Origin of the sequence: Cellulomonas endometrii, from assembly GCF_949769265.1 — a bacterium.
Classification (GTDB): Bacteria; Actinomycetota; Actinomycetes; order Actinomycetales; family Cellulomonadaceae; genus Cellulomonas; species Cellulomonas endometrii.
The window spans coordinates 170,775-190,622 of the sequence record NZ_CATKPC010000007.1 but is presented as its reverse complement, the minus strand read 5'-3'; the positions used below and the strand labels follow the sequence as shown (position 1 = coordinate 190,622).

The 19,848-nt window shown below is 74.6% G+C and carries 16 protein-coding genes and 1 pseudogene; 9 read left to right on the top strand and 8 right to left on the bottom strand.

What is annotated here, in order from left to right:
- Window positions 1-35: 35 nt before the first annotated feature.
- Window positions 36-221 (top strand): annotated as a pseudogene (locus QNH85_RS20020) (PspC domain-containing protein); the annotation flags it as partial.
- Between the two features lie 601 nt (window positions 222-822).
- Entirely contained in the window at window positions 823-1,437 is a 615-nt protein-coding gene (locus tag QNH85_RS10220) for a LiaF domain-containing protein (RefSeq protein WP_282946237.1), read from the top strand.
- Here QNH85_RS10220 and QNH85_RS20015 read toward each other — a convergent pair.
- Both QNH85_RS20015 and QNH85_RS10210 read right to left on the bottom strand, forming a co-directional pair.
- Window positions 1,418-2,029: a hypothetical protein gene (locus tag QNH85_RS20015; protein WP_428830389.1), complete on the bottom strand. Its 612-nt coding sequence runs from the start codon at window positions 2,027-2,029 to the stop codon at window positions 1,418-1,420. The genes QNH85_RS10220 and QNH85_RS20015 overlap by 20 nt on opposite strands.
- Before the next feature lie 67 nt (window positions 2,030-2,096).
- On the bottom strand, window positions 2,097-2,588 hold the full coding sequence (locus QNH85_RS10210; protein WP_282946233.1) for an aromatic ring-opening dioxygenase LigA: 492 nt from the start codon (window positions 2,586-2,588) through the stop codon (window positions 2,097-2,099).
- 294 nt (window positions 2,589-2,882) lie between these two features.
- On the opposite strand from QNH85_RS10210, the gene aroD reads away from it, so the two are divergent.
- On the top strand, window positions 2,883-3,677 hold the full coding sequence (aroD, locus tag QNH85_RS10205) for a type I 3-dehydroquinate dehydratase (protein ID WP_282946231.1): 795 nt from the start codon (window positions 2,883-2,885) through the stop codon (window positions 3,675-3,677).
- 91 nt (window positions 3,678-3,768) lie between these two features.
- On the opposite strand, the gene guaA is transcribed toward aroD, so the two are convergent.
- Window positions 3,769-5,370 (bottom strand): glutamine-hydrolyzing GMP synthase, encoded by a 1,602-nt coding sequence (gene guaA / locus QNH85_RS10200; protein ID WP_249669301.1) that lies wholly within the window; start codon window positions 5,368-5,370, stop codon window positions 3,769-3,771.
- Window positions 5,371-5,444: 74 nt separating this feature from the next.
- The gene (locus tag QNH85_RS10195; protein WP_282946228.1) at window positions 5,445-5,864 is read right to left on the bottom strand and encodes a MerR family transcriptional regulator; all 420 of its coding nucleotides are present in this window, start codon (window positions 5,862-5,864) and stop codon (window positions 5,445-5,447) included.
- A 209-nt stretch (window positions 5,865-6,073) separates the two neighbouring features.
- Between QNH85_RS10195 and QNH85_RS10190 the strand changes: the two genes are divergently transcribed.
- The gene (locus tag QNH85_RS10190; protein WP_282946227.1) at window positions 6,074-7,219 is read left to right on the top strand and encodes an acyltransferase family protein; all 1,146 of its coding nucleotides are present in this window, start codon (window positions 6,074-6,076) and stop codon (window positions 7,217-7,219) included.
- Window positions 7,220-7,246: 27 nt separating this feature from the next.
- Here QNH85_RS10190 and QNH85_RS10185 read toward each other — a convergent pair whose 3' ends face one another.
- Together QNH85_RS10185 and QNH85_RS10180 are read right to left on the bottom strand one after the other, a co-directional pair.
- Complete coding sequence (locus QNH85_RS10185; RefSeq protein WP_282946226.1) at window positions 7,247-7,639, bottom strand: DUF3817 domain-containing protein; 393 nt, start codon at window positions 7,637-7,639, stop codon at window positions 7,247-7,249.
- Complete coding sequence (locus QNH85_RS10180; RefSeq protein WP_282946225.1) at window positions 7,636-8,556, bottom strand: SURF1 family protein; 921 nt, start codon at window positions 8,554-8,556, stop codon at window positions 7,636-7,638. The genes QNH85_RS10185 and QNH85_RS10180 overlap by 4 nt, the downstream gene beginning before the upstream one ends.
- Before the next feature lie 265 nt (window positions 8,557-8,821).
- Here QNH85_RS10180 and QNH85_RS10175 point away from each other — a divergent pair, with 265 nt between their 5' ends.
- From QNH85_RS10175 to QNH85_RS10160, 4 genes are all read left to right on the top strand, one after another.
- Window positions 8,822-11,308, top strand: coding sequence for a phosphoketolase family protein (locus QNH85_RS10175; protein WP_282946224.1), 2,487 nt, complete (start codon window positions 8,822-8,824; stop codon window positions 11,306-11,308).
- A gap of 217 nt (window positions 11,309-11,525) precedes the next feature.
- Window positions 11,526-13,607, top strand: a complete 2,082-nt coding sequence (gene pta / locus QNH85_RS10170) for a phosphate acetyltransferase (protein WP_282946222.1) — start codon at window positions 11,526-11,528, stop codon at window positions 13,605-13,607.
- Window positions 13,604-14,791, top strand: a complete 1,188-nt coding sequence (locus QNH85_RS10165) for an acetate/propionate family kinase (RefSeq protein ID WP_282946220.1) — start codon at window positions 13,604-13,606, stop codon at window positions 14,789-14,791. The genes pta and QNH85_RS10165 overlap by 4 nt, the downstream gene beginning before the upstream one ends.
- Before the next feature lie 182 nt (window positions 14,792-14,973).
- Window positions 14,974-16,704, top strand: a complete 1,731-nt coding sequence (locus tag QNH85_RS10160) for a diguanylate cyclase (RefSeq protein WP_282946219.1) — start codon at window positions 14,974-14,976, stop codon at window positions 16,702-16,704.
- A gap of 25 nt (window positions 16,705-16,729) precedes the next feature.
- On the opposite strand, the gene QNH85_RS10155 is transcribed toward QNH85_RS10160, so the two are convergent.
- On the bottom strand, window positions 16,730-18,367 hold the full coding sequence (locus QNH85_RS10155; RefSeq protein ID WP_282946217.1) for a succinic semialdehyde dehydrogenase: 1,638 nt from the start codon (window positions 18,365-18,367) through the stop codon (window positions 16,730-16,732).
- A 120-nt stretch (window positions 18,368-18,487) separates the two neighbouring features.
- Window positions 18,488-18,997 (bottom strand): VOC family protein, encoded by a 510-nt coding sequence (locus QNH85_RS10150; RefSeq protein ID WP_282946216.1) that lies wholly within the window; start codon window positions 18,995-18,997, stop codon window positions 18,488-18,490.
- Window positions 18,998-19,061: 64 nt separating this feature from the next.
- Here QNH85_RS10150 and QNH85_RS10145 point away from each other — a divergent pair, with 64 nt between their 5' ends.
- Window positions 19,062-19,841 carry an AraC family transcriptional regulator gene (locus QNH85_RS10145; protein WP_282946214.1) on the top strand — a complete coding sequence of 260 codons (780 nt, stop codon included), beginning with the start codon at window positions 19,062-19,064 and terminating at the stop codon, window positions 19,839-19,841.
- Window positions 19,842-19,848: the final 7 nt, after the last annotated feature.

The window sequence follows — 19,848 nt, the reverse complement described above, 5'->3', positions numbered from 1 at the left end:
GAAGAAGCCGTTCACCCCGTTGCCGTCGGACGGGGGTGCCCCCGCCGGTCTCCCCGCCGGTGGCACCCCCGTCCGACGGCAACGGGGTGAACGGCTTCTTCGAGGCGATCCGCCGCACCGGGGTGACCCGGTCGTCGGACCGCTGGGTCGGCGGGGTCGGCGGCGGTCTCGCCGCGCGGTTCGGCGTCGACCCGCTCCTGGTGCGCGGGGCCATCGGCGTGACGATGCTCATGGGCTTCGGCTTCGTGCTGTACGGCCTGGCGTGGGCGCTGCTGCCCGAGCAGGCCGACGGGCGCATCCACCTCGAGGAGACCATCCGCGGCCGCTTCGACATCGCGCTGCTCGGCGCGATCGCCATGGTCGTCATCGGCATGAGCGCCGGTGACTGGTGGTTCAGCTGGGGTCCGTTCGACTCCGGCTGGCTCGGCGGTGTCGCGTGGATCGCCGTCGTCGGCGCCGGCGTCGTCATCACGGTGAACGTGCTGCGCCAGAACAAGGAGCGCCGGGCCCCGGCGCCGCAGTGGCAGCCCCCGTACCCGGAAGGACAGCCCTTCATGACCAGCACCAGCCCGGTCCCCGGCGCCCCGGCGCCCGCGACCCCCGCCGCGGCGACGCCGCCGCGCCCGGCCACCGGCAACCCCGTGCCGCCCCGCCCCGCCGCGGCCGCCGTACAGCCCCTACGGCACCCCGACGTGGTCCGGCTCCGGTGCCTCCGTGCCGCCCGGGCGCGGCTGGACGCCGACCCCTCCGCCGCCGCCGACGCCCCCGCAGCCGCCCAGGCCGCCGCGCCGCGGACCCGGCGCCGCCCTGACGGGCGTGGTCGTGGCGGTCATCCTCCTGGGCCTCGCGGGCCTGCTGGCGGCGGACTACGCCGGGATCTACGACGGGCCGATCGCCGCGGTCGTCGTCGGCGGCGGCGTGGCCCTGGTGGGCCTCGGCATCATCGTCTCCGGCCTGCGCGGCCGCACCGCCGGCGGCCTGACCGCGCTGGCGATCATCGGCATGGTCGTCGCCGGCCCGGCCGTCGTGTTCGGCGACCAGGACCGCTGGGACTGGGACGCCGACGACCGGCCGTTCCGCAGCTACGACACCACCGTCACCACGCGGGAGGACGCGGAGGACGGGTTCTCCTTCGGCATCGGCAACGCGGTCATCGACCTCACCGAGGTGCCGCTGACGGACGACACGCTCGTCGTGCCGATCGAGGGCGGGGTGGGCGACGTGCGGGTGATCGTCCCGGACGGCACGGCCGTCACCGCGGACGTCACCTCCGGCGCCGGCAACGTCGAGTGGCTCCTGGACGGCACCCGCCAGGTGTCCGACGGCGTCGGGCACGACCGGCGGTTCAGCAGCGAGGAGATGACGGACCGGCGGGACGCGCAGATCGCGCTGTCCGTCGAGGTCGGCATCGGCAGCATCACCATCGAGGAGGACTGATGAGCACCACCGGACCGGACGACGGCACCGAGCCCGCCACCGAGCAGATCGCCCACACGTCCGAGCCCGGCTCGGAGCCCGCGACGGAGCGCATCGCCCGGACGCCCGACGGCGGTGAGACCGAGCGGATCGAGACGCTCGACCCGACCCGGACGTTCGAGCGGGCGCCCGCGACGCCCGCCGGGGGGTCGTCCGCCGCCCCGGCGCCGGGGACGCCGGCCGCGAGCGCCACGGCGTCGCCGAGCACCGCCGCGTTCTCGGGCGCGGCACCGTTCTCGGGCACCGCGCCGACGACCGGGGCGACGACCGGGGCGACGAGCGCCGCGGCGACGCCCGCCCCGGCGACGCCCGCCCTGGCGACGCTCCCGGAGGACCGCGGCCCGCGCTCGGCGACCGTGGTCTGGGGGCTGATCGTCACGGTGGTCGGCGTCGGCATCCTGGCCGCGGCGGCGGGCGCGCAGATCGACGTCCAGCTCGCGCTGATCGTGCTGCTGGCCGCGGCGGGGGTCGCCCTGCTGGTCGGCTCGGTGCTCAGCGCGGCCCGCCGGAAGAACCGGGAGCACGCCGCCGGCAGCTGACCGCCGGCGCGCACCGCACCCGCGGACGACGAAGGGCCGGGACCCGTACGGGTCCCGGCCCTTCGTGCCGTGCGGCGGGTGTCAGGCCTTGAGGCCCGCGTCCACCGGGGTGCCGTCGCGGCTGTCGACGACCGTGGCGACCTTGCGGCCGGCCAGGGCGAACAGCGCGTAGCCGATCAGGATGAACATGACGCCCAGGCCCATGACCAGGGCGGCGACGCCGAACGCGACGACCGAGGTGAACAGCGAGCCGCGCAGGAAGGACGCGTTCATCGCGACCTCGCGCAGCGGGTCGTCCTGCTCGAGCTCGGCGTAGGTCTTGCCATCCGTGGCCTTGAGGGCGTGGTGCTCGATGATGTCCGCCTGGGCGAACGCCGTCCAGGGGCTCGTCACGGGCTGGCCGCCGAAGTTCGCGGCGTCCTCCGAGACGGTGATGTTCTGGTCGGCGAGCTTGCTGGAGACCATGCCCCAGGTGATGCCGCCGGCGATGATGAGGACGATGCCGGCGATCGCCGAGATGATGCCGATGACGCGAGCAGCCTTCGAGCCGCCCGTCGCTGCCACGGTAGACATGTGGTGTTCCCTTCAGATACCCCCGTTGCGGAACGACCGTCGGTCGGTCCGGTGGAACCTGTGAGCCCCACGAGGAAGAGCCTGCTCCCCCCTGCGGCCGCGAGGTGGGACGTAAGTCATGCGCCAGCCGCAGATCCGCTTCGTGACGCGATGCACAAAGTCGATTTTCCCGCCGATCAGGCCTTTCGTCCCACGAGGTGACGCCCGTTCAGCCTAGGACATAGGTCCTGGTCGCGGACGGCACGGCCCCGCCCCGGCGGGTCCGCTAGCCTCGGCGCCGACCCAGGAGGACCCATGACGCCGACCCCGACCGACCCCGTCGACGCACCGCGGCGCGCGCCGGTCGCGGTCCGCGGCGCCGCGATCGGCGCGGGGCGCCCGGTCGTGATCGTGCCGCTCACGGGACGCACCCCGGCCGCGCTGCTCGACCAGGCGCGCGCCGTCGTCGCCGCCGCGCCGGACGTCGTCGAGTGGCGCGTGGACCTGCTCGCGGACGGGCGGGCGACCACGGTCGAGGCGGTCCGGGCCGGCCGGGCGCTCGTCGCCGCGCTCGACGGGCTTCCCCTGCTCGTCACGGTGCGCACCGCCGCCGAGGGGGGCGGCGGCGACCCGGACGACGCCGCCTACGAGTCGCTGCTGGTCGCGCTGCTCGACGCGGGGATCGCCGACCTGCTCGACGTCGAGGTCGCCCGGGGACCCGCCGCGCGGCTCGTCGCCGCCGCGCACGCCGCGGGCGTCCCGGTCGTCGGGTCGAGCCACGACTTCGCCGGCACCCCGCCGCAGGACGCGATCGTCGACCGCCTGCTGGGCATGGCCGACCTGGGGGCCGACGTCCTCAAGATCGCCGTGACGCCGCACGACCCGGGCGACGTCCTGACGCTGCTGTCGGCCACCTGGGCGACCGCGCAGCGCACCGGCCGGCCCCTGATCACCATGGCGATGGGCGGGCTCGGCGTGGCGTCGCGGATCGCCGGCGGGACGTTCGGGTCGGCGGCGACCTTCGGCACCGTCGGGGACGCGTCCGCGCCCGGGCAGGTCGAGCTCGGCGCGCTGCGGGCGGCGCTCGCGCTGGTGCACCCCGCCGGCTGACGCCGGCCCCGGCCCGCACGGACCCGACGACGACGGCCCGGCACCCCGCAGGGCACCGGGCCGTGGCCTCACCGCGCGGCTCGCGCCGGCGTCACTCCCACTCGATGGTGCCCGGCGGCTTGCTCGTCACGTCGAGCACCACGCGGTTCACCTCGGGCACCTCGTTCGTGATGCGCGTCGAGATCGTCGCCAGCACGTCGTACGGCAGGCGGGTCCAGTCGGCGGTCATCGCGTCCTCGGAGGACACCGGCCGCAGCACGACCGGGTGCCCGTAGGTCCGGCCGTCGCCCTGCACGCCGACGGACCGGACGTCCGCCAGCAGCACCACGGGGCACTGCCAGATCTCGCGGTCCAGCCCGGCGCGGGTCAGCTCGTCGCGGGCGATCAGGTCCGCGGCGCGCAGGATGTCGAGGCGCTCCTGCGTGACCTCGCCGATGATGCGGATGCCCAGCCCGGGCCCGGGGAACGGCTGGCGCCAGACGATGCCCTCCGGCACGCCGAGCTCCAGGCCGACCGCGCGGACCTCGTCCTTGAACAGGGTGCGCAGCGGCTCGACGAGCTCGAACTGCAGGTCGTCCGGCAGGCCGCCGACGTTGTGGTGGCTCTTGATGTTCGCCGCGCCCTCGCCGCCGCCGGACTCGACGACGTCCGGGTACAGCGTGCCCTGCACGAGGAACTTGACCTCCTCGCCGTGGGCGCCGGCCTCCTCGACGACCTCGCGCGCGGCGGCCTCGAACACGCGGATGAACTCGCGGCCGATGATCTTGCGCTTGGTCTCGGGGTCGGTGTGGCCGGCGAGCGCCTGCAGGAACTGCTCCCGGGCGTCGACGATCTTCAGGTTGACGCCCGTCGAGGCGACGAAGTCCTTCTCGACCTGCTCCGCCTCGCCGGTGCGCAGGAGCCCGTGGTCGACGAACACGCAGGTGAGCTGGTCGCCGACGGCCTTCTGCACGAGCGCCGCCGCGACGGAGGAGTCCACGCCGCCGGACAGGCCGCAGATCACGCGGGCGTCGCCGACCTGGGCGCGGATCCGCTCGACCTGGTCGGCGATCACGTTGCCGGGGTTCCACTCGGGCGCCAGGCCGGCGCCCTCGTAGAGGAAGTGCTCGAGGGTGCGCTGGCCGAGCGGCGAGTGCTTCACCTCCGGGTGCCACTGCACGCCGAACAGGCGGCGGGCGCGGTCCTCGAACGCCGCGACCGGGGAGCCCGCCGACGTCGCGAGGACCTCGAAGCCCTCGGGCGCGGCGTGCACGGCGTCGCCGTGGCTCATCCAGACGGTCTGCTGCTCGGGGCTGTCGGCGAGCACGGTGCCGGTGGTGACGACCTCGACCGGGGTCCCGCCGTACTCGCGGTTCCCGGTCTGCGCGACGGTGCCGCCGAGCGCCTTGGCCATCGCCTGGAACCCGTAGCAGATGCCGAGCACCGGGACGCCGGCCTCGAACAGGGCCGGGTCGACGAACGGGGCGCCCTCGGCGTACACGGACGAGGGCCCGCCGGACAGGATGATCGCCGAGGGGTCCTTGGCGAGCAGGTCCGCGACGGTGGCGGTGTGCGGCACGATCTCGGAGTAGACGTTCGCCTCCCGCACGCGGCGCGCGATCAGCTGCGCGTACTGCGCGCCGAAGTCGACGACCAGCACGGGGCGGGGCGGGGCGGACGGAGGCGGCGCGGGGACAGCGGAGGCGTCGGTCACGGCACCAGGGTAGTGCGCGCCGCGGGCCGGTCCGGGCGCGCGTGGTCGTCGCGCGCGGCCGGGCCCCGTGCGCGTCAGGACCCGGAGCGCTCGCCGATCCGGCGCTGGCGGCTGATCTCCTTGCGGAGGCTCTCGTGGAAGTCCTCCGCCACGGCGAGCTGCTCGCGCAGCGCGCGGGACCGCTCCTCCGCCGCCAGCCGGTACATGGCGAGGCGCTCGAGCAGGGCGTCGTGCTCCTCGGCGCTGATCCCGGGCTCGTTGAGGCGGTCGAGGACCCCCAGCAGGTCACCCATCTCGTCGAGGGAGAAGTCGAGCGGCTTCATGCGCTTGATCAGCTCCAACCGTGCGATGTCGGGCTCGGTGTAGAGGCGGAAGCCGCCGTGGGTGCGGGCCGAGGGCTGCACGAGGCCGACCTCGCCGTAGTAGCGGATGGTGCGCAGGGACAGGCCGGTGCGCTCCGCGACCTCCCCGATCTGCATGTGGTGCAGGGACACGGGCGACACCTCCTTCCGGCCGGCGCGGCACAGCATAGCGACGCACGGACCCGCTGACCTGGGTCGTCGCGCCGCGACCCCCGCGGGGGCGCCCGCCACTCTCCTGTGACGTCAGCGTCGGCCGGGGGATGTGCAGATCTCGTGCCCGTCCGCACCTCACCCGCCTGCGTCGTTCCCAAACCTCGCATACCGGACATATCTTCCGTTACGTGAGGGATGACGCGCGCGGGACGCCGGGCGAGGCCGCGACACACGTGGTCGTCTCCGGCGCGTCGACGGCCGTGCATGCCCGCACCGGCACCCCGGACCGCCCCGCGCGGCTCCCCGGCCTCGACGCGCTCCGGGGGTTCGCGGTGGGCCTCGTGCTGCTCAACCACGCCGCCCCCGACGTGTTCGGCGCCGCCGGCGTCATCGGCGTGACGATGTTCTTCGCGCTGTCGGGGTGGCTCATCACGGGCGTGCTCATGCGGGACCTGGAGCGGCACGGCCGGGTCCGGTTCGGCCGGTTCTACGCCGCCCGGGCGCTGCGGCTGTTCCCGCCGCTGCTGCTCATGCTGGCCGGCTACGTCGTCGTCGAGGGGGCCCTGGACCACCTGGGCGAGGCGGACCTGGTCCCCGCGTCGCTGGTGGCCGCGCTGACCTACACGATGAACGTCCCCGGCCTGCCGCACGGCAGCGAGTCGCTCTACCACTTCTGGACGCTCGCGACGGAGGAGCAGTTCTACCTCGTGTGGCCGCTGGTGCTCGCGTGGGGCTGGCGGCGGGGGCTGCTGCGGGTCGCGCTGGCCGTGTGCGTCGCGGGCTCGCTCGCCGCGTGCATCGTGTCCCTGCTCGTCGTGGCGCCGGACACCGCCCGGGTCTACGCGCTGCCGACCTCGTGGGGCGCCGCCCTGCTCATCGGCTGCGCGGCGTACCTGGGTCGCGCCGAGCTGCCGCACCTGCTGCCGTCCGCCCCGCGGGCGCGGCGCGCGACCCTCCTGGCCGTCGTCGGTGCGCTGGGGGCCGGCACGCTGCTCACCGGGGTCGCGCAGCACACGTCCTGGTACGTCCTCGGCGTGCCGGCCGTGGCGGTCGGGACCGTCGTGCTCATCTCGTCCGCGAGCCGGTGGGCCCGCCTGCCGAGCCCGCTGCTGCGCCCGGCCGTCGCCCTGGGCACCGTGTCGTACGCGGCGTACCTGTGGAACGCGGCGATCGCGCGCTGGCTGCACCACCCCGACGACCTCGCCGGGGCGTCGGCCACCGTCGTGCTCACGCTGCTCGCCGCGACGGCGAGCTGGTGGCTGGTGGAGCGGCCGGTCGCCCGGTGGCGGGCGCGGCGCGCCGACCCGGCCCGGACGGCCGCGAGCGCCCCCTGACCGCGGACGGCCGGTGCCCGGCGCCGCTCAGCGCGCGGGGGTGCCGTCGATCCGCGTGACCGCGTCCGCGTGCACCCGGCGCTCCAGGACGAACGACATGACCGGCACGACGCCCGCCAGCGCCATGGTCACGAGCCGGCCGAGCGACCAGCGCATGGCCGACCACAGCTGCACGACCGTGACCAGGTACACGACGTAGATCCAGCCGTGCACGATGGCGACCCAGGTGCCGATCACCGGCTTCGGCTCACCCGTGAGCTCGTAGCCGTTCGCGTGGAAGACGTACTTGAGCACCATCTCCAGGCACAGCACCAGCAGCATCGTGCCGGTGATCCACGCCATCACCCGGTAGCGGCCGAGCCGGGCCCGGGCGCCCTCCAGCACGGGTGCGGGGGCGGGCGAGGCGGTGGGCTCGGTCATCGGGGGTCCTCTCGGGTGGTGGTGCTGGTGCTGCCGACCGATTGTCCCGCAGCCGCGGGGGTGGCCGCCGCCCCGGGCGCGGCCGGGGCCCCCGGGGCGCCCGCCGCCTCGAACGCGCCGGACTCGCGGAGCACCTCGTCCTTGAGCAGCCGGACCCAGAGGAACACCGCGAACCCGCCGAACACGAACCACTGCGCCGCGTAGCCCAGGTTCTGGATGTTCAGCCCGGTGCCGGACCGGGTGGGCGGGGGCAGCAGCTCGATGCCGGGGTCCTGGGCGGGGTCGGCGCCGGTCAGCACCGCGTACCCGGTCCAGATCGGCCCGCCCCACTCGCCGAGCAGCTCGGCGGACGAGATGGAGTCGGTGGTGCCGGCGGGCAGGCTGCCGTGCGCCGCCCCGGAGTCCTCGGACGCCTGCAGGTAGCCGGTGACGGTGACCGGACCGGCGGGCACCTCGAGCAGCGCCGCGCCCGGGTCGCCGTCCGGGACCCAGCCGCGCACGACCGGCAGCACCGCCCCGTCCGCCCCCGGGTCGTCCGACGCCACCCGCAGCGGGGTCAGGACGAGAGAGCCGGTGCGGTCCTCCAGGGCTCGGCCGGCGACGAGCAGCTGCCCCTCGGCCTCGTACTCCCCCGTCGCCTCCACGCGCCGGCCCACGAGCGCGCCGTCGAACGTGGACTGCGGCGCCAGGACCTCCTCGATCGGGACCGGCTCCTGCGCCTCGATCTCCGCCAGCCGGGCGGCCTGCGCGGACGCCCCGCGGACCTCGGCGCGCTCCAGCTGCCACGCGCCCAGCCGCCCGCACACCGCGGCGGCGGCCAGCAGCACGACCAGGAGCGCGATCATCCGCGGCGTCCGAGCGACGCGCCACAGCGACACGCGCGGCGCGTGCGGATCGGCGGGCGGGTCCTGGGGCACCGCAGCACGGTACCCGCCGCACCTGGGCGCGCCCGCGTCCGGCCCCGCCTCCGCCGCAGAACCCGAGGTCGCACGCCCGCCGGCAGGTGCAGGGCCTCACCCGATGGGGTTGGATGGTTGACGGCTGCCTCGCAGCTGCGGGGCGGGCTAGGTCGGACGTCCCGGATCGCGGCGCGACGCGCCGCAAGGCTGGGGTCGTCCGGGCGGGGCGTGCTCGACCGGGCCCACGGTCATCCGTGGTGGATGTGCGACAACGGGGAGAGACATGACTACGACGACGTCGCAGCTCGCCACGTGGCGGACCGGCTCCGGCCAGCCCGTCACGGACGAGACGCTCCGACGCATCGACGCCTGGTGGCGGGCGGCGAACTACCTGTCGGTGGGGCAGATCTACCTGCTCGACAACCCGCTGCTGCGGGAGCCGCTGACGCGGGACCACGTGAAGCCGCGGCTGCTGGGCCACTGGGGGACGACCCCCGGTCTGAACTTCCTGTACGCCCACCTCAACCGCGTGATCGCGGAGCGCGAGCAGTCGACCCTGTACGTCACGGGCCCCGGCCACGGCGGTCCGGGCCTCGTCGCGAGCGCGTACCTGGACGGCACGTACTCCGAGGTCTACTCCGACATCACGCCGGACGCCGAGGGCGTGCAGCGCCTGTTCCGCCAGTTCTCGTTCCCGGGCGGCATCCCGAGCCACGTGGCCCCGGAGACTCCCGGCTCGATCCACGAGGGCGGCGAGCTCGGCTACGCCCTGTCCCACGCGTACGGCGCGGCGTTCGACAACCCGGACCTGCTGGTCGCGGCGGTCGTCGGCGACGGCGAGGCCGAGACCGGCCCCCTGGCGACGTCCTGGCACTCCAACAAGTTCGTCGACCCGGCCAAGGACGGCGTCGTCCTGCCGATCCTGCACCTCAACGGGTACAAGATCGCGAACCCGACGGTGCTGGCGCGCATCCCCGAGGAGGAGCTCCTCGACCTCATGCGCGGGTACGGGCACAAGCCGCACATGTTCGTGGGCGGGTTCGACGGCGAGGACCACGCGGCCGTGCACGCGCGCTTCGCGGAGCTGCTCGACGTGGTGCTCGACGAGATCGCCGAGATCAAGGCCCGCGCGGCCGCCGGCGACGAGTCCCGCCCGGCGTGGCCGATGATCGTCTTCAAGACGCCCAAGGGCTGGACCTGCCCGCCGGTGATCGACGGCAAGCAGGTCGAGGACTCCTGGCGCTCGCACCAGGTGCCGCTGGCCAGCGCCCGCGACACCGACGAGCACCTCAAGGTGCTCGAGGGCTGGCTGCAGTCGTACCGCCCGGAGGAGCTGTTCGACGAGAACGGCTCGGTGCGCGAGGACATCCGCGCGCTCGCCCCCGAGGGCACCCTGCGGATGAGCGACAACCCGCACGCCAACGGCGGGCTGCTGCTCAAGGACCTGCGCCTGCCGGACTTCCGCGACTTCGCGGTCGACGTCCCGGTGCCGGGCGGCTCGATCTCCGAGGCCACGCGCCAGCTCGGCGTGTACCTGACCGAGGTCATCCGCCGGAACCCGGACAACTTCCGGATCTTCGGCCCGGACGAGACCGCGTCCAACCGCCTGCAGGCGGTGTTCGACGTGACCGACAAGCAGTGGAACGCCGAGTACCTGCCGACCGACGTCGACGACCACCTGGCCCGCGCGGGCCGCGTGATGGAGATGCTGTCGGAGCACCAGTGCCAGGGCTGGCTCGAGGGCTACCTGCTCACCGGGCGCCACGGCCTGATCACCTCGTACGAGGCGTTCATCCACATCGTCGACTCGATGTTCAACCAGCACGCGAAGTGGCTCAAGGTCACGAACCACATCCCGTGGCGCCGGCCGATCGCGTCGCTGAACTACCTGCTGTCCAGCCACGTGTGGCGCCAGGACCACAACGGCTTCAGCCACCAGGACCCGGGCTTCATCGACCACGTGGTCAACAAGAAGGCCGAGATCGTCCGGGTGTACCTGCCGCCGGACGCGAACACCCTCCTGTCGACGTACGACCACTGCCTGCGCAGCCGGCAGTACGTCAACGTCGTGGTGTCCGGCAAGCAGCCCGCGCCGAACTTCCTCACGATGGACGAGGCGGTGGCGCACTGCACCCGCGGCCTCGGCATCTGGGAGTGGGCCGGGACCGAGGTCGAGGGCGAGGATCCCGACGTCGTCCTGGGCTGCGCGGGCGACGTCCCGACGCTCGAGGTGCTGGCCGCGGCGGACATCCTCAAGCGCGAGCTGCCGGACCTCAAGGTGCGCGTGGTCAACGTCGTGGACCTCATGCGCCTGCAGGACGAGCGGGAGCACCCGCACGGCCTGTCGGACCGCGACTTCAACACGCTGTTCACGACGGACAAGCCGATCGTGTTCGCGTACCACGGCTACCCGTGGCTGATCCACCGCCTGACGTACCGCCGCAAGGGGCACAAGAACATCCACGTGCGGGGGTACAAGGAGGAGGGCACGACCACCACGCCGTTCGACATGGTCATGCTCAACGACCTCGACCGGTACCACCTGGTGATCGACGTCATCGACCAGACGCCCTCGCTCGGTTCCAAGTACGCCGCGCTCCGCCAGCGGATGGTCGACGCCCGGCTGAAGGCGCACAACTACACCCGCAAGCACGGGGAGGACATCCCCGAGGTGCGCGACTGGGTGTGGCCCGACGCCGGCGAGACGGGCACCGAGGTCGGCGGCCCGCAGCAGAACGCCACCGCCGCCACCGGCGGTGACAACGAGTAGCGAGTCCCTCGCGGCCGATGGCCCGCACCGCGCGCGGTGCGGGCCATCGGTCTTCTAGGACCTTGGTCACGACGGAGGGCGCCGGCACGGCCCGCGGAGCTCCTGGGTGGCCACCGTCACCCGCCCGTCCGCACCCCTCGGCACCGGACGTCCGGCAGAATTCATCCCACCACCTGACACACCCCGGTCATCTCTCGACGAGGAAGAAGCCCCACCCGTGGCCCGCAGCATCTACGTCACGTCCCCCGAGGGGGACACCGGCAAGTCGACCGTCGCGCTCGGTCTGGTCGACCTGCTGACCCGCACCGTGCAGAGGGTCGGCGTGTACCGGCCGATCGCCCGGTCGACCGAGACCCGCGACTACGTGCTGGAGCTGCTGCTCGCCCACGACGGCGTCGACCTGTCCTACGAGGACTGCATCGGCACCTCGTACGAGGCCGTGCACGCCGACCCCGAGGCCGCGCTCGCCACGATCGTGCAGCGCTACCACGCGGTGGCCCGCGACTGCGACGTCGTCGTCATCGTCGGCACCGACTACACCGACATCGCCGGCCCGGCCGAGCTCGGGTTCAACGCCCGGATCGCCGCGAACCTCGGCGCCCCCGTGCTGCTGTGCGTCAAGGGCCAGGGCCGCACCCCGGAGGAGGTCCGGCAGGTCGCCGAGGTCGCCGCGTCCGAGCTCGAGGCGGGGCACGCGCAGGTCGTGGCCATCGTCGCGAACCGCTGCGACCCGGCCGCGGTCGACGCGGTGCGCGCCGAGCTGTCCACCCGCGCGACCGCCTGGGCGCTGCCGGAGGAGCCGTTCCTCGTGGCGCCGACCGTGCGGCAGCTCATGGAGTCCGTCGACGGCACCCTGGTCGGCGGCGACGAGCAGCTCCTGTCCCGCGAGGCCACCGAGGTCCTCGTCGGCGCGATGTCGATCGAGCACCTGCTGGAGCGGCTGTCGGACGGCGTCGTGGTGATCGTCCCGGGCGACCGCTCGGACATCCTGCTCGGCCTGCTCATGGCCCACACCGCCGACGGCTTCCCGTCGCTGTCCGGCATCATCCTCAACGGCGGCTTCTACCCGCCGGCCATCGTGGAGCGCCTGGTCGACGGCCTCGGCAGCCGCCTCCCGCTGATCCGCACCGACCTGGGGACCTTCCGGTCGGCCAGCGCGGCGGCGAGCACCCGCGGCCGCCTGTCGGCCGACTCCCAGCGCAAGGTCGACACCGCGCTGGCCCTGTTCGAGAAGCACACCGACGCCGAGGAGGCGCTGGCCGCGCTCGAGGTGCCGGTGCCCGAGGTCGTCACGCCGCTGATGTTCGAGTACGGCCTGCTGGACCGCGCGCGGTCCGACCGGAAGCACATCGTGCTGCCCGAGGGCTCCGACGACCGGATCCTGCGGGCCGCCTCCACGCTGCTGCAGCGCCAGGTCGCGGACCTGACGCTGCTCGGCGACGAGGCGTCGATCCGCGCCCGCGCCACCGAGCTGGGCCTCGACCTGAGCGCCGCGCGGGTCATCGACCCGAAGTCCGGCGAGCTGCTGGAGCGGTTCGCCGAGCACTACACCGAGCTCCGCAAGCACAAGGGCATGACCGTCGAGCGGGCGCGGGAGATCGTGTCCTCCGTGTCGTACTTCGGCACGATGATGGTCCAGCTCGGCCTCGCGGACGGCATGGTGTCGGGCGCCGCCCACACCACGGCGCACACCATCAAGCCGTCGTTCGAGATCATCAAGACGGTGCCGGGCACCTCCGTGGTGTCCAGCGTGTTCCTCATGTGCCTCGAGGACCGCGTGCTCGTCTACGGCGACTGCGCCGTCAACCCGGACCCGACGGCCGAGCAGCTGGCGGACATCGCGATCTCCTCGGCCGCCACGGCCGCGCAGTTCGGCATCGAGCCGCGGATCGCGATGCTGTCCTACTCGACCGGCGCGTCGGGCTCCGGCGTGGACGTCGACAAGGTCCGCACCGCCACCGAGCTCGTCCGCGAGCGCCGCCCCGACCTCAACGTCGAGGGGCCGATCCAGTACGACGCCGCGGTGGACGCCTCGGTCGCGAAGACCAAGATGCCCGAGTCGGACGTCGCCGGCCGTGCGACCGTGTTCGTGTTCCCCGACCTGAACACCGGCAACAACACCTACAAGGCCGTGCAGCGCTCCGCCGGCGCGGTGGCCGTCGGGCCCGTGCTGCAGGGCCTGCGCAAGCCCGTCAACGACCTGTCCCGCGGTGCCCTGGTGCAGGACATCGTCAACACCGTCGCCATCACGGCGATCCAGGCCCAGGCCCTGGGCTCGACCTCGGAAGGCTCGCTGTGAACCACGTCCTCGTCATCAACTCCGGCTCCTCGTCGATCAAGTACCAGCTCGTCGACGTGGCCAGCGGCGACGCGCTCGCCAGCGGCATCGTCGAGCGCATCGGCCTCGAGGTCGGCAAGGTCAAGCACGAGGGCCCGTCGGGCGAGACGGTCCTCGAGCAGGCGGTGCCGGACCACGAGACCGGCATGCGCCTGGTCCTGGACCTGTTCGAGCAGCAGGGCCCGCAGCTGCGCGAGGCCGACCTCACCGCCGTGGGCCACCGCATCGTCCAGGGCGGCGACGTCTTCGACGGCCCGGCGGTCATCGACGACGAGGTGCTCGCCCAGATCGACGCCCTGTCGCCGCTGGCGCCGCTGCACAACCCGGCGAACGTCGCCGGCGTGAAGGCCGCCCGGCACGCGTTCCCGAACGTCCCGCACGTCGCGGTCTTCGACACGGCGTTCCACCGCACGATGCCCCCGGCCGCGTACACCTACGCGATCGACCGCGAGGTCGCGGCGCAGTACAAGATCCGCCGCTACGGCGCGCACGGCACCTCGCACCTGTACGTCTCCCGGGCGACCGCCGAGTTCCTGGGCAAGGACGTGTCCGAGCTGAACACGATCGTGCTGCACCTCGGCAACGGCGCCTCGGCGTCGGCCGTCCGCGGCGGCGAGTGCATCGACACCTCCATGGGCCTGACCCCGCTGGAGGGCCTGGTCATGGGCACCCGGTCCGGCGACATCGACCCGGCCGTGCTGTTCCACCTCGCGCGGGTCGGCGGCTACACGATCGACCAGCTCGACGAGCTGCTCAACCGGAGGTCCGGGATGCTCGGCCTGTCGGGCTACACCGACATGCGGGACGTGCACGACGCCGCGGCGAACGGCGACGAGAACGTCCGGACCGCGCTGGACGTCTACTACCACCGGATCAAGGGCTACGTCGGCAAGTACTACGCCGAGCTCGGCCACGTGGACGTCATCACGTTCACCGCCGGCATCGGCGAGAACGACGACATCGTGCGCCTGAACGCCCTGCAGGGCCTGGAGCGCCTGGGCATCCAGGTCGACCCCGAGCGCAACGCCGGCCGCAAGAAGCAGCCGACGGTCATCTCCCCCGACGGCGCCGAGGTCACCGTGCTGGTGATCCCGACGAACGAGGAGCTGGAGATCGCGCGGCAGTCGGTCGCCACGATCGCCTGACCGCCCGCTCCGTCCGCCCCTCAGGAGGGCCCGCACCCGTCGCCGGGTGCGGGCCCTCCTGCCGTCCCCGCGCGCTTCCCTGTCCCGTCACGGTCCCACCGCTCGGACGTCATCCGTCCGCGCTGCGGACTTCACCCGATCGATGCCTACAGCAACCCTGGCGGCGACCCGATACGGCTCTCATGACGACTGCCCGAGCGGCGCAGGGGGACCCCCGGTCCTCGTGGCGCTCGGAGCTCGACCGGATCGACCGGTTGTGCGACGCCGCGCCTGCGCTGTGCGTCGCCGCCCTGCCCGACCTGCTGGACCGGGCTCGGGCGGAGCACGCCGTGCCGGTGGAGATCGAGCTCGAGTACAACGGCGGCTGGGCGCACCACCTCCTGGGTGATGACGCGCTGGCACTCGCCGCGATGGAGCGCGCCCTCGAGCTGAGCACGACCCACGGCCTGCGCCCCTGGGAGGGGCGCCTCCTGCAGGGCCTCGCGGCCGTCTACAACGGGTTCGGGGACAACGTGTCGGCCCTCGAGCTGCTCGACCGGTCGCTCGCGATCCGCCGGGAGCTCGACGACACCGAGGGACTCGCCGCGGCGCTGAACAACCTCGCCGACACGTACATCTCGATGAACCGGTTCCCGGAGAAGGCGCGGGAGCTGCTGGACGAGGCCGCGCGGCTCTGGCCGGCGCTGGACCGCCCGGACGGCACCTGCGCGACCCTGTCGGGGCTGGCGAAGCTCGACACGGACGAGAGCGAGGCCCTCGCGGCGTCCGACCCGGTCCGGTCGCGCGCGCTGGCCGACCGGGCGGTGTCGCTCGCGACCCAGGGCCTGGAGGCCGCGCACGGCGTCCCGGACGCCGACGGCGGCAACACCGGGAACCCGCGGATGGCCGCGGAGGCGCGGGTCCGGCTCGCGCGCGCGTACATGGCCCGCGGCGACCTGGACCTCGCCTCGGCCGCCCTGCGCGAGGTCGCCGTCGCGCTCCCCCGGGTCGCCGCGCGCTACCTCACGATCCGCTACCACGCCGCGCACGGGCGCCTGCTGCGGCTGCGCCGCGACTACCCGGGCGCGCGCGCCACCCTGTCCGCCGGCCTGCTGCTCACCGAGCAGTCGCTGCGGCCGATGGAGCGCGCCGACGTGCTGCTCGAGCTGGTGCAGGTGCACGAGGACGCCGGCGACCTGCGGGCCGCCCTGGACACCCACCGCCGGTACCACGAGGCCGTCATGCTGCAGCGCGACCAGGCCGCCGAGCGCCGCGGCATCGTCGTGAACGCCCAGCTCGACGTCGAGCGCGTCCGGCAGGCCCGCGACCAGGCCCGCAAGCGCGCGGCCGAGCTCGCCGCCCTCAACGAGACGCTCCAGCACGACGCGGCGCACGACCCGCTGACCGGCCTGCTGAACCGGCGCGGGCTGGACGCCATCCTCGCCGCGCGCCTGGGGCAGGAGACCGACCTGGCCTACGTGGTCGCCGACCTCGACCTGTTCAAGTCGGTCAACGACCAGCACTCCCACCCCGTCGGCGACGAGGTGCTGCGCCGGGTCGCCCAGATCATGACCGCGGCGGTGCGGGTCGGGGACGTCGTCGCGCGGGTCGGCGGCGAGGAGTTCACCCTCGTCCTGCTCGACTCGCCGCGGGAGCAGGCGGCCGCGGTGTGCGAGCGGATCCGGAGCGTCATCGCCGGCTACGCCTGGCACGAGCTGTCGCCCGACCTGCGGGTGACCATGAGCCTCGGCGGCGCGATGGCCCTGCCGGGCGAGGCCGCGCACACCCTGGCCGCGCGCGCCGACGCCGCGCTGTACCGCGCGAAGCGGCAGGGCAGGAACCGGGTGCAGTTCGAGGCCGGTGACGCGGCCACGGCGCCGTCGGCGCCCGGGACGCCGGCGCCCGGGACCCCCGTGGCGGCGCCGGCGCGCTGAGGCGGGCGGCCCCGGGGCGTCCGCCTCAGCGCAGGCGCACCCGCCGCGCGGCGCGCAGCACGCCCGCGGCCGTCGCGGTCCACCGCTCCGGCTCCGCCCCGAGCAGGCGCCCGACGCCGAGCGGCGGCACGACGGTCCTGCCCGCGACCCGCACCCCGTGCGCCAGCCGCTGCACCGCCACCGTCCGGGTCGTGGTCATGGCCAGCAGCCCCTCGCGGCCGTGCCGGTGCCCCCAGCCCGACGCGCCGGTCCCGCCCTGCGGCGCCGCGACCGACGCCCACGTGGCGGCGTACCCCTCGTTGACGTTCACCGTGCCCGCGCGCACCCGCGCCGCGATCGCCGCCCCCCGCCGCGACGAGCGGGTCCACACCGACGCGTTCAGCCCGTAGACCGAGTCGTTCACCGCCGCCACGGCCTCGTCGTCCGACGCCACCCGGGACAGGGCCACCACCGGGCCGAACGTCTCCTCCCGGAGCGCCCGCGCGTGCTCCCCCACCCCCTCCAGCACCGTGGGCTCGTAGACGTACGGCCCGATGTCCCTGCGGTGCACCGCGCCCGCGAGCACCCGCGCGCCGCCGGACAGCGCGTCCTCGACGTGCTCGACCACGCGGGCCAGCTGCTCCGCGGACGTGAGGGACCCGACGTCGGCCCGGTAGTCCAGCCCCGTGCCGACGCGCAGCGCCCGGGTGCGGCGGGCGAACGCCGCCGTGAACGCGTCCGCCACGGCCTCGTGCACGTAGACGCGCTCCACCGACACGCACAGCTGGCCGGTGCCGCCGAAGCACGCGCGCACGGCGCCCTCGGCCGCCACCTCCACGTCCACGTCGTCGGCGACGTACAGCGCGTTCTTCCCGCCGAGCTCCAGGGTGCTCGGCACCAGCCGCTCCCCCGCGCGCGCCGCGACCGCGCGGCCGGTCTCGGTCGACCCCGTGAACACGAGGCGGTCGACGTGGTCCACGACGGCGGCGCCGACGGTCGGCCCGTCACCGAGCACCACCTGCACCAGCCCGGGCGGCATGCCCGCGTCCTCCAGCAGCTCCACCGCCCACAGCGCGGTCAGCGGCGTCTGCGGGTCCGGCCGCAGCAGCACGGCGTCACCGGCCACGAGCGCCGGGAGCACGTCACCGAGCGTGAGGCTCAGCGGGTAGTTCCACGGCGCGACCACGCCCACGACGCCCGCCGGGTCGTGCCGCACCCGCACGGACGTCAGCCCCGGCACCACCCCGGCGCGCCGCTCCGGCGCGAGGTAGCGGGGCGCCCGGACCCCGAGGTGCCGGGCGAGCAGCGCCACGTCGACGACCTCCTCGAACGCCGCGGCGCGCGCCTTCCCCGTCTCGAGCTGCACCAGGTCCAGCACGTCGGTCTGCCGGTGCAGCAGCAGGTCGTGCACCCGCAGCAGGAGCGCGGCGCGCCGCCGCACGGGCGTCGCGGCCCACAGGTGCTGCGCCGCCCGCGCCCGCCGCGCCGCCCGGGCGACGTCCTCGGGCGTCGACTGCGCCAGGGACGCCAGCGGGGCGCCCGTCCACGGGGCGTGGTGCGTGCGCGTGCCCGCACCGGGCGACGACACCACCCGGGAGGCGAGCGTGCGCAGGTCGTCGGGCTCCAGCACGAAGGTGGCGAGCGGGTCGGTCTCCGGGTCCAGCACGCCGTGGTCGGGCACCATGCGGCCAGGCTACGGCGCGCGTCCGCGGGGCGCCCCGGCGGCACGCGCGGGCCGGGTCAGCCCTCTGCCGGGTCAGCCCTGCGCCGCCTCAGCCCTGCGCCGCCTCAGCCCCGCGCCGCCTCAGCCCTGTGCCGCCGCGCCCTGCTCCGCCGCCCACCGCGCCACCCGCCGTGCGCTCTCCTCCGGCGACAGGTCCTCCACGCGGGTCATCACGGTCCAGCGCACGCCGAACGGGTCGAGCACCGAGCCGTAGCGGTCGCCCGACACGAACGTCGTCGGCGCCTCCCGCAGGGTGGCCCCGGCGGCGACCGCCCGCTCCACCACGGCGTCCACGTCCGGCACGTGCAGCGCCAGGGAGTAGGTCGCGGCGGCGGGGTCGGGCGCGACGATCCCGTACGCCGGCAAGGGGTCGCTCACGGTGAACCGGCCGTTCCCGAGGTCGAGCGACGCCTCCCCGACGACGTCGCCCATCCGCGTCACGTCCAGCACCCGCGCGCCGAACGCCCGCTCGTAGAATTCCAGGGCCGCGGCCGCCGGGGAGACGACGAGGTGCGGCGTGAGGGACGTGACGCCGTGCGGCACGCCGTCGGTGGTGTAGGCGCCCGTGGCGGGCGCGGTGCTGTCGGTCATGCGTCCACCGTCCCGCGCGGGGCGGCACGGGTCTTGTACGAACGGGACAGGCGACGGGGGCGACGTGGTCGGGTCGGCGGGGCACCTCAACCCGGGCGACGCCGAGGTCGCGTTCGACCGGTTCGGCCTCGACGGCCTCGGCGACCTGGTGCGGCACGTCTGGGTGGCCCGCTGGGACGTCCCCGCGGGCGAGACCCGGCCGCAGCGCGTCCTGACCTACCCGACGGGCAACGTCGTGCTCCAGCCCGGGGGCGCGGAGCTGCACGGGCCGGACCGCGTGCTCGCCGTGCAGGAGCTCGCCGGGCGGTCGTGGGTGGTCGGCGTGCTGCTGCGGCCCGCCGCGACCCGGCTGCTCACGACCACCGACCCGGTGCGGCTCGCCGGGCGGCACGAGCCGCTGCCGTCCGCCCCGCTCGCCGAGGTCACGGCGGCGATGGGGGCACCCGGCGCCCCGCGGACCGTCGCCCCCGTGCTCGACGACTGGCTGCGCCCCGTGGCCGCGCGGGTCGACGACGCGGGCCGGCTGGCGAACGAGGCGTGCCGGGTCGCCGAGGAGCACGCCGACGTGCTGCGGGTCGCGCAGCTCGCAGACGCGCTCGGCGTGACGGTGCGGACGCTGAGCCGGGTGGTCCGCCGGCACACCGGGGTGACGCCCAAGTGGCTCGTCGAGTGCCGACGACTCCAGACGGCCGCGACCACGCTCTACGCCGACCCGCGCACCGACCTCGCGGCGCTCGCCGCCGACCTGGGGTACACCGACCAGGCGCACTTCACGCGCCGCTACCGCCGGGTGATCGGCGAGACCCCGGACAGCACCCGCCGCCGCTCGCCCGCACGCGTCTGACCACGCG

What these genes read in the sequence shown, in the direction of transcription:
- QNH85_RS10150 (WP_282946216.1), bottom strand. Translation starts at nt 18,997, where the DNA reads ATGACCGACAGCACCGCGCCCGCCACGGGCGCCTACACCACCGACGGC.
- QNH85_RS10160 (WP_282946219.1), top strand. Translation starts at nt 14,974, where the DNA reads ATGACGACTGCCCGAGCGGCGCAGGGGGACCCCCGGTCCTCGTGGCGC.
- QNH85_RS10155 (WP_282946217.1), bottom strand. Translation starts at nt 18,367, where the DNA reads ATGGTGCCCGACCACGGCGTGCTGGACCCGGAGACCGACCCGCTCGCC.
- QNH85_RS10175 (WP_282946224.1), top strand. Translation starts at nt 8,822, where the DNA reads ATGACTACGACGACGTCGCAGCTCGCCACGTGGCGGACCGGCTCCGGC.
- aroD (WP_282946231.1), top strand. Translation starts at nt 2,883, where the DNA reads ATGACGCCGACCCCGACCGACCCCGTCGACGCACCGCGGCGCGCGCCG.
- QNH85_RS10210 (WP_282946233.1), bottom strand. Translation starts at nt 2,588, where the DNA reads ATGTCTACCGTGGCAGCGACGGGCGGCTCGAAGGCTGCTCGCGTCATC.
- QNH85_RS10185 (WP_282946226.1), bottom strand. Translation starts at nt 7,639, where the DNA reads ATGACCGAGCCCACCGCCTCGCCCGCCCCCGCACCCGTGCTGGAGGGC.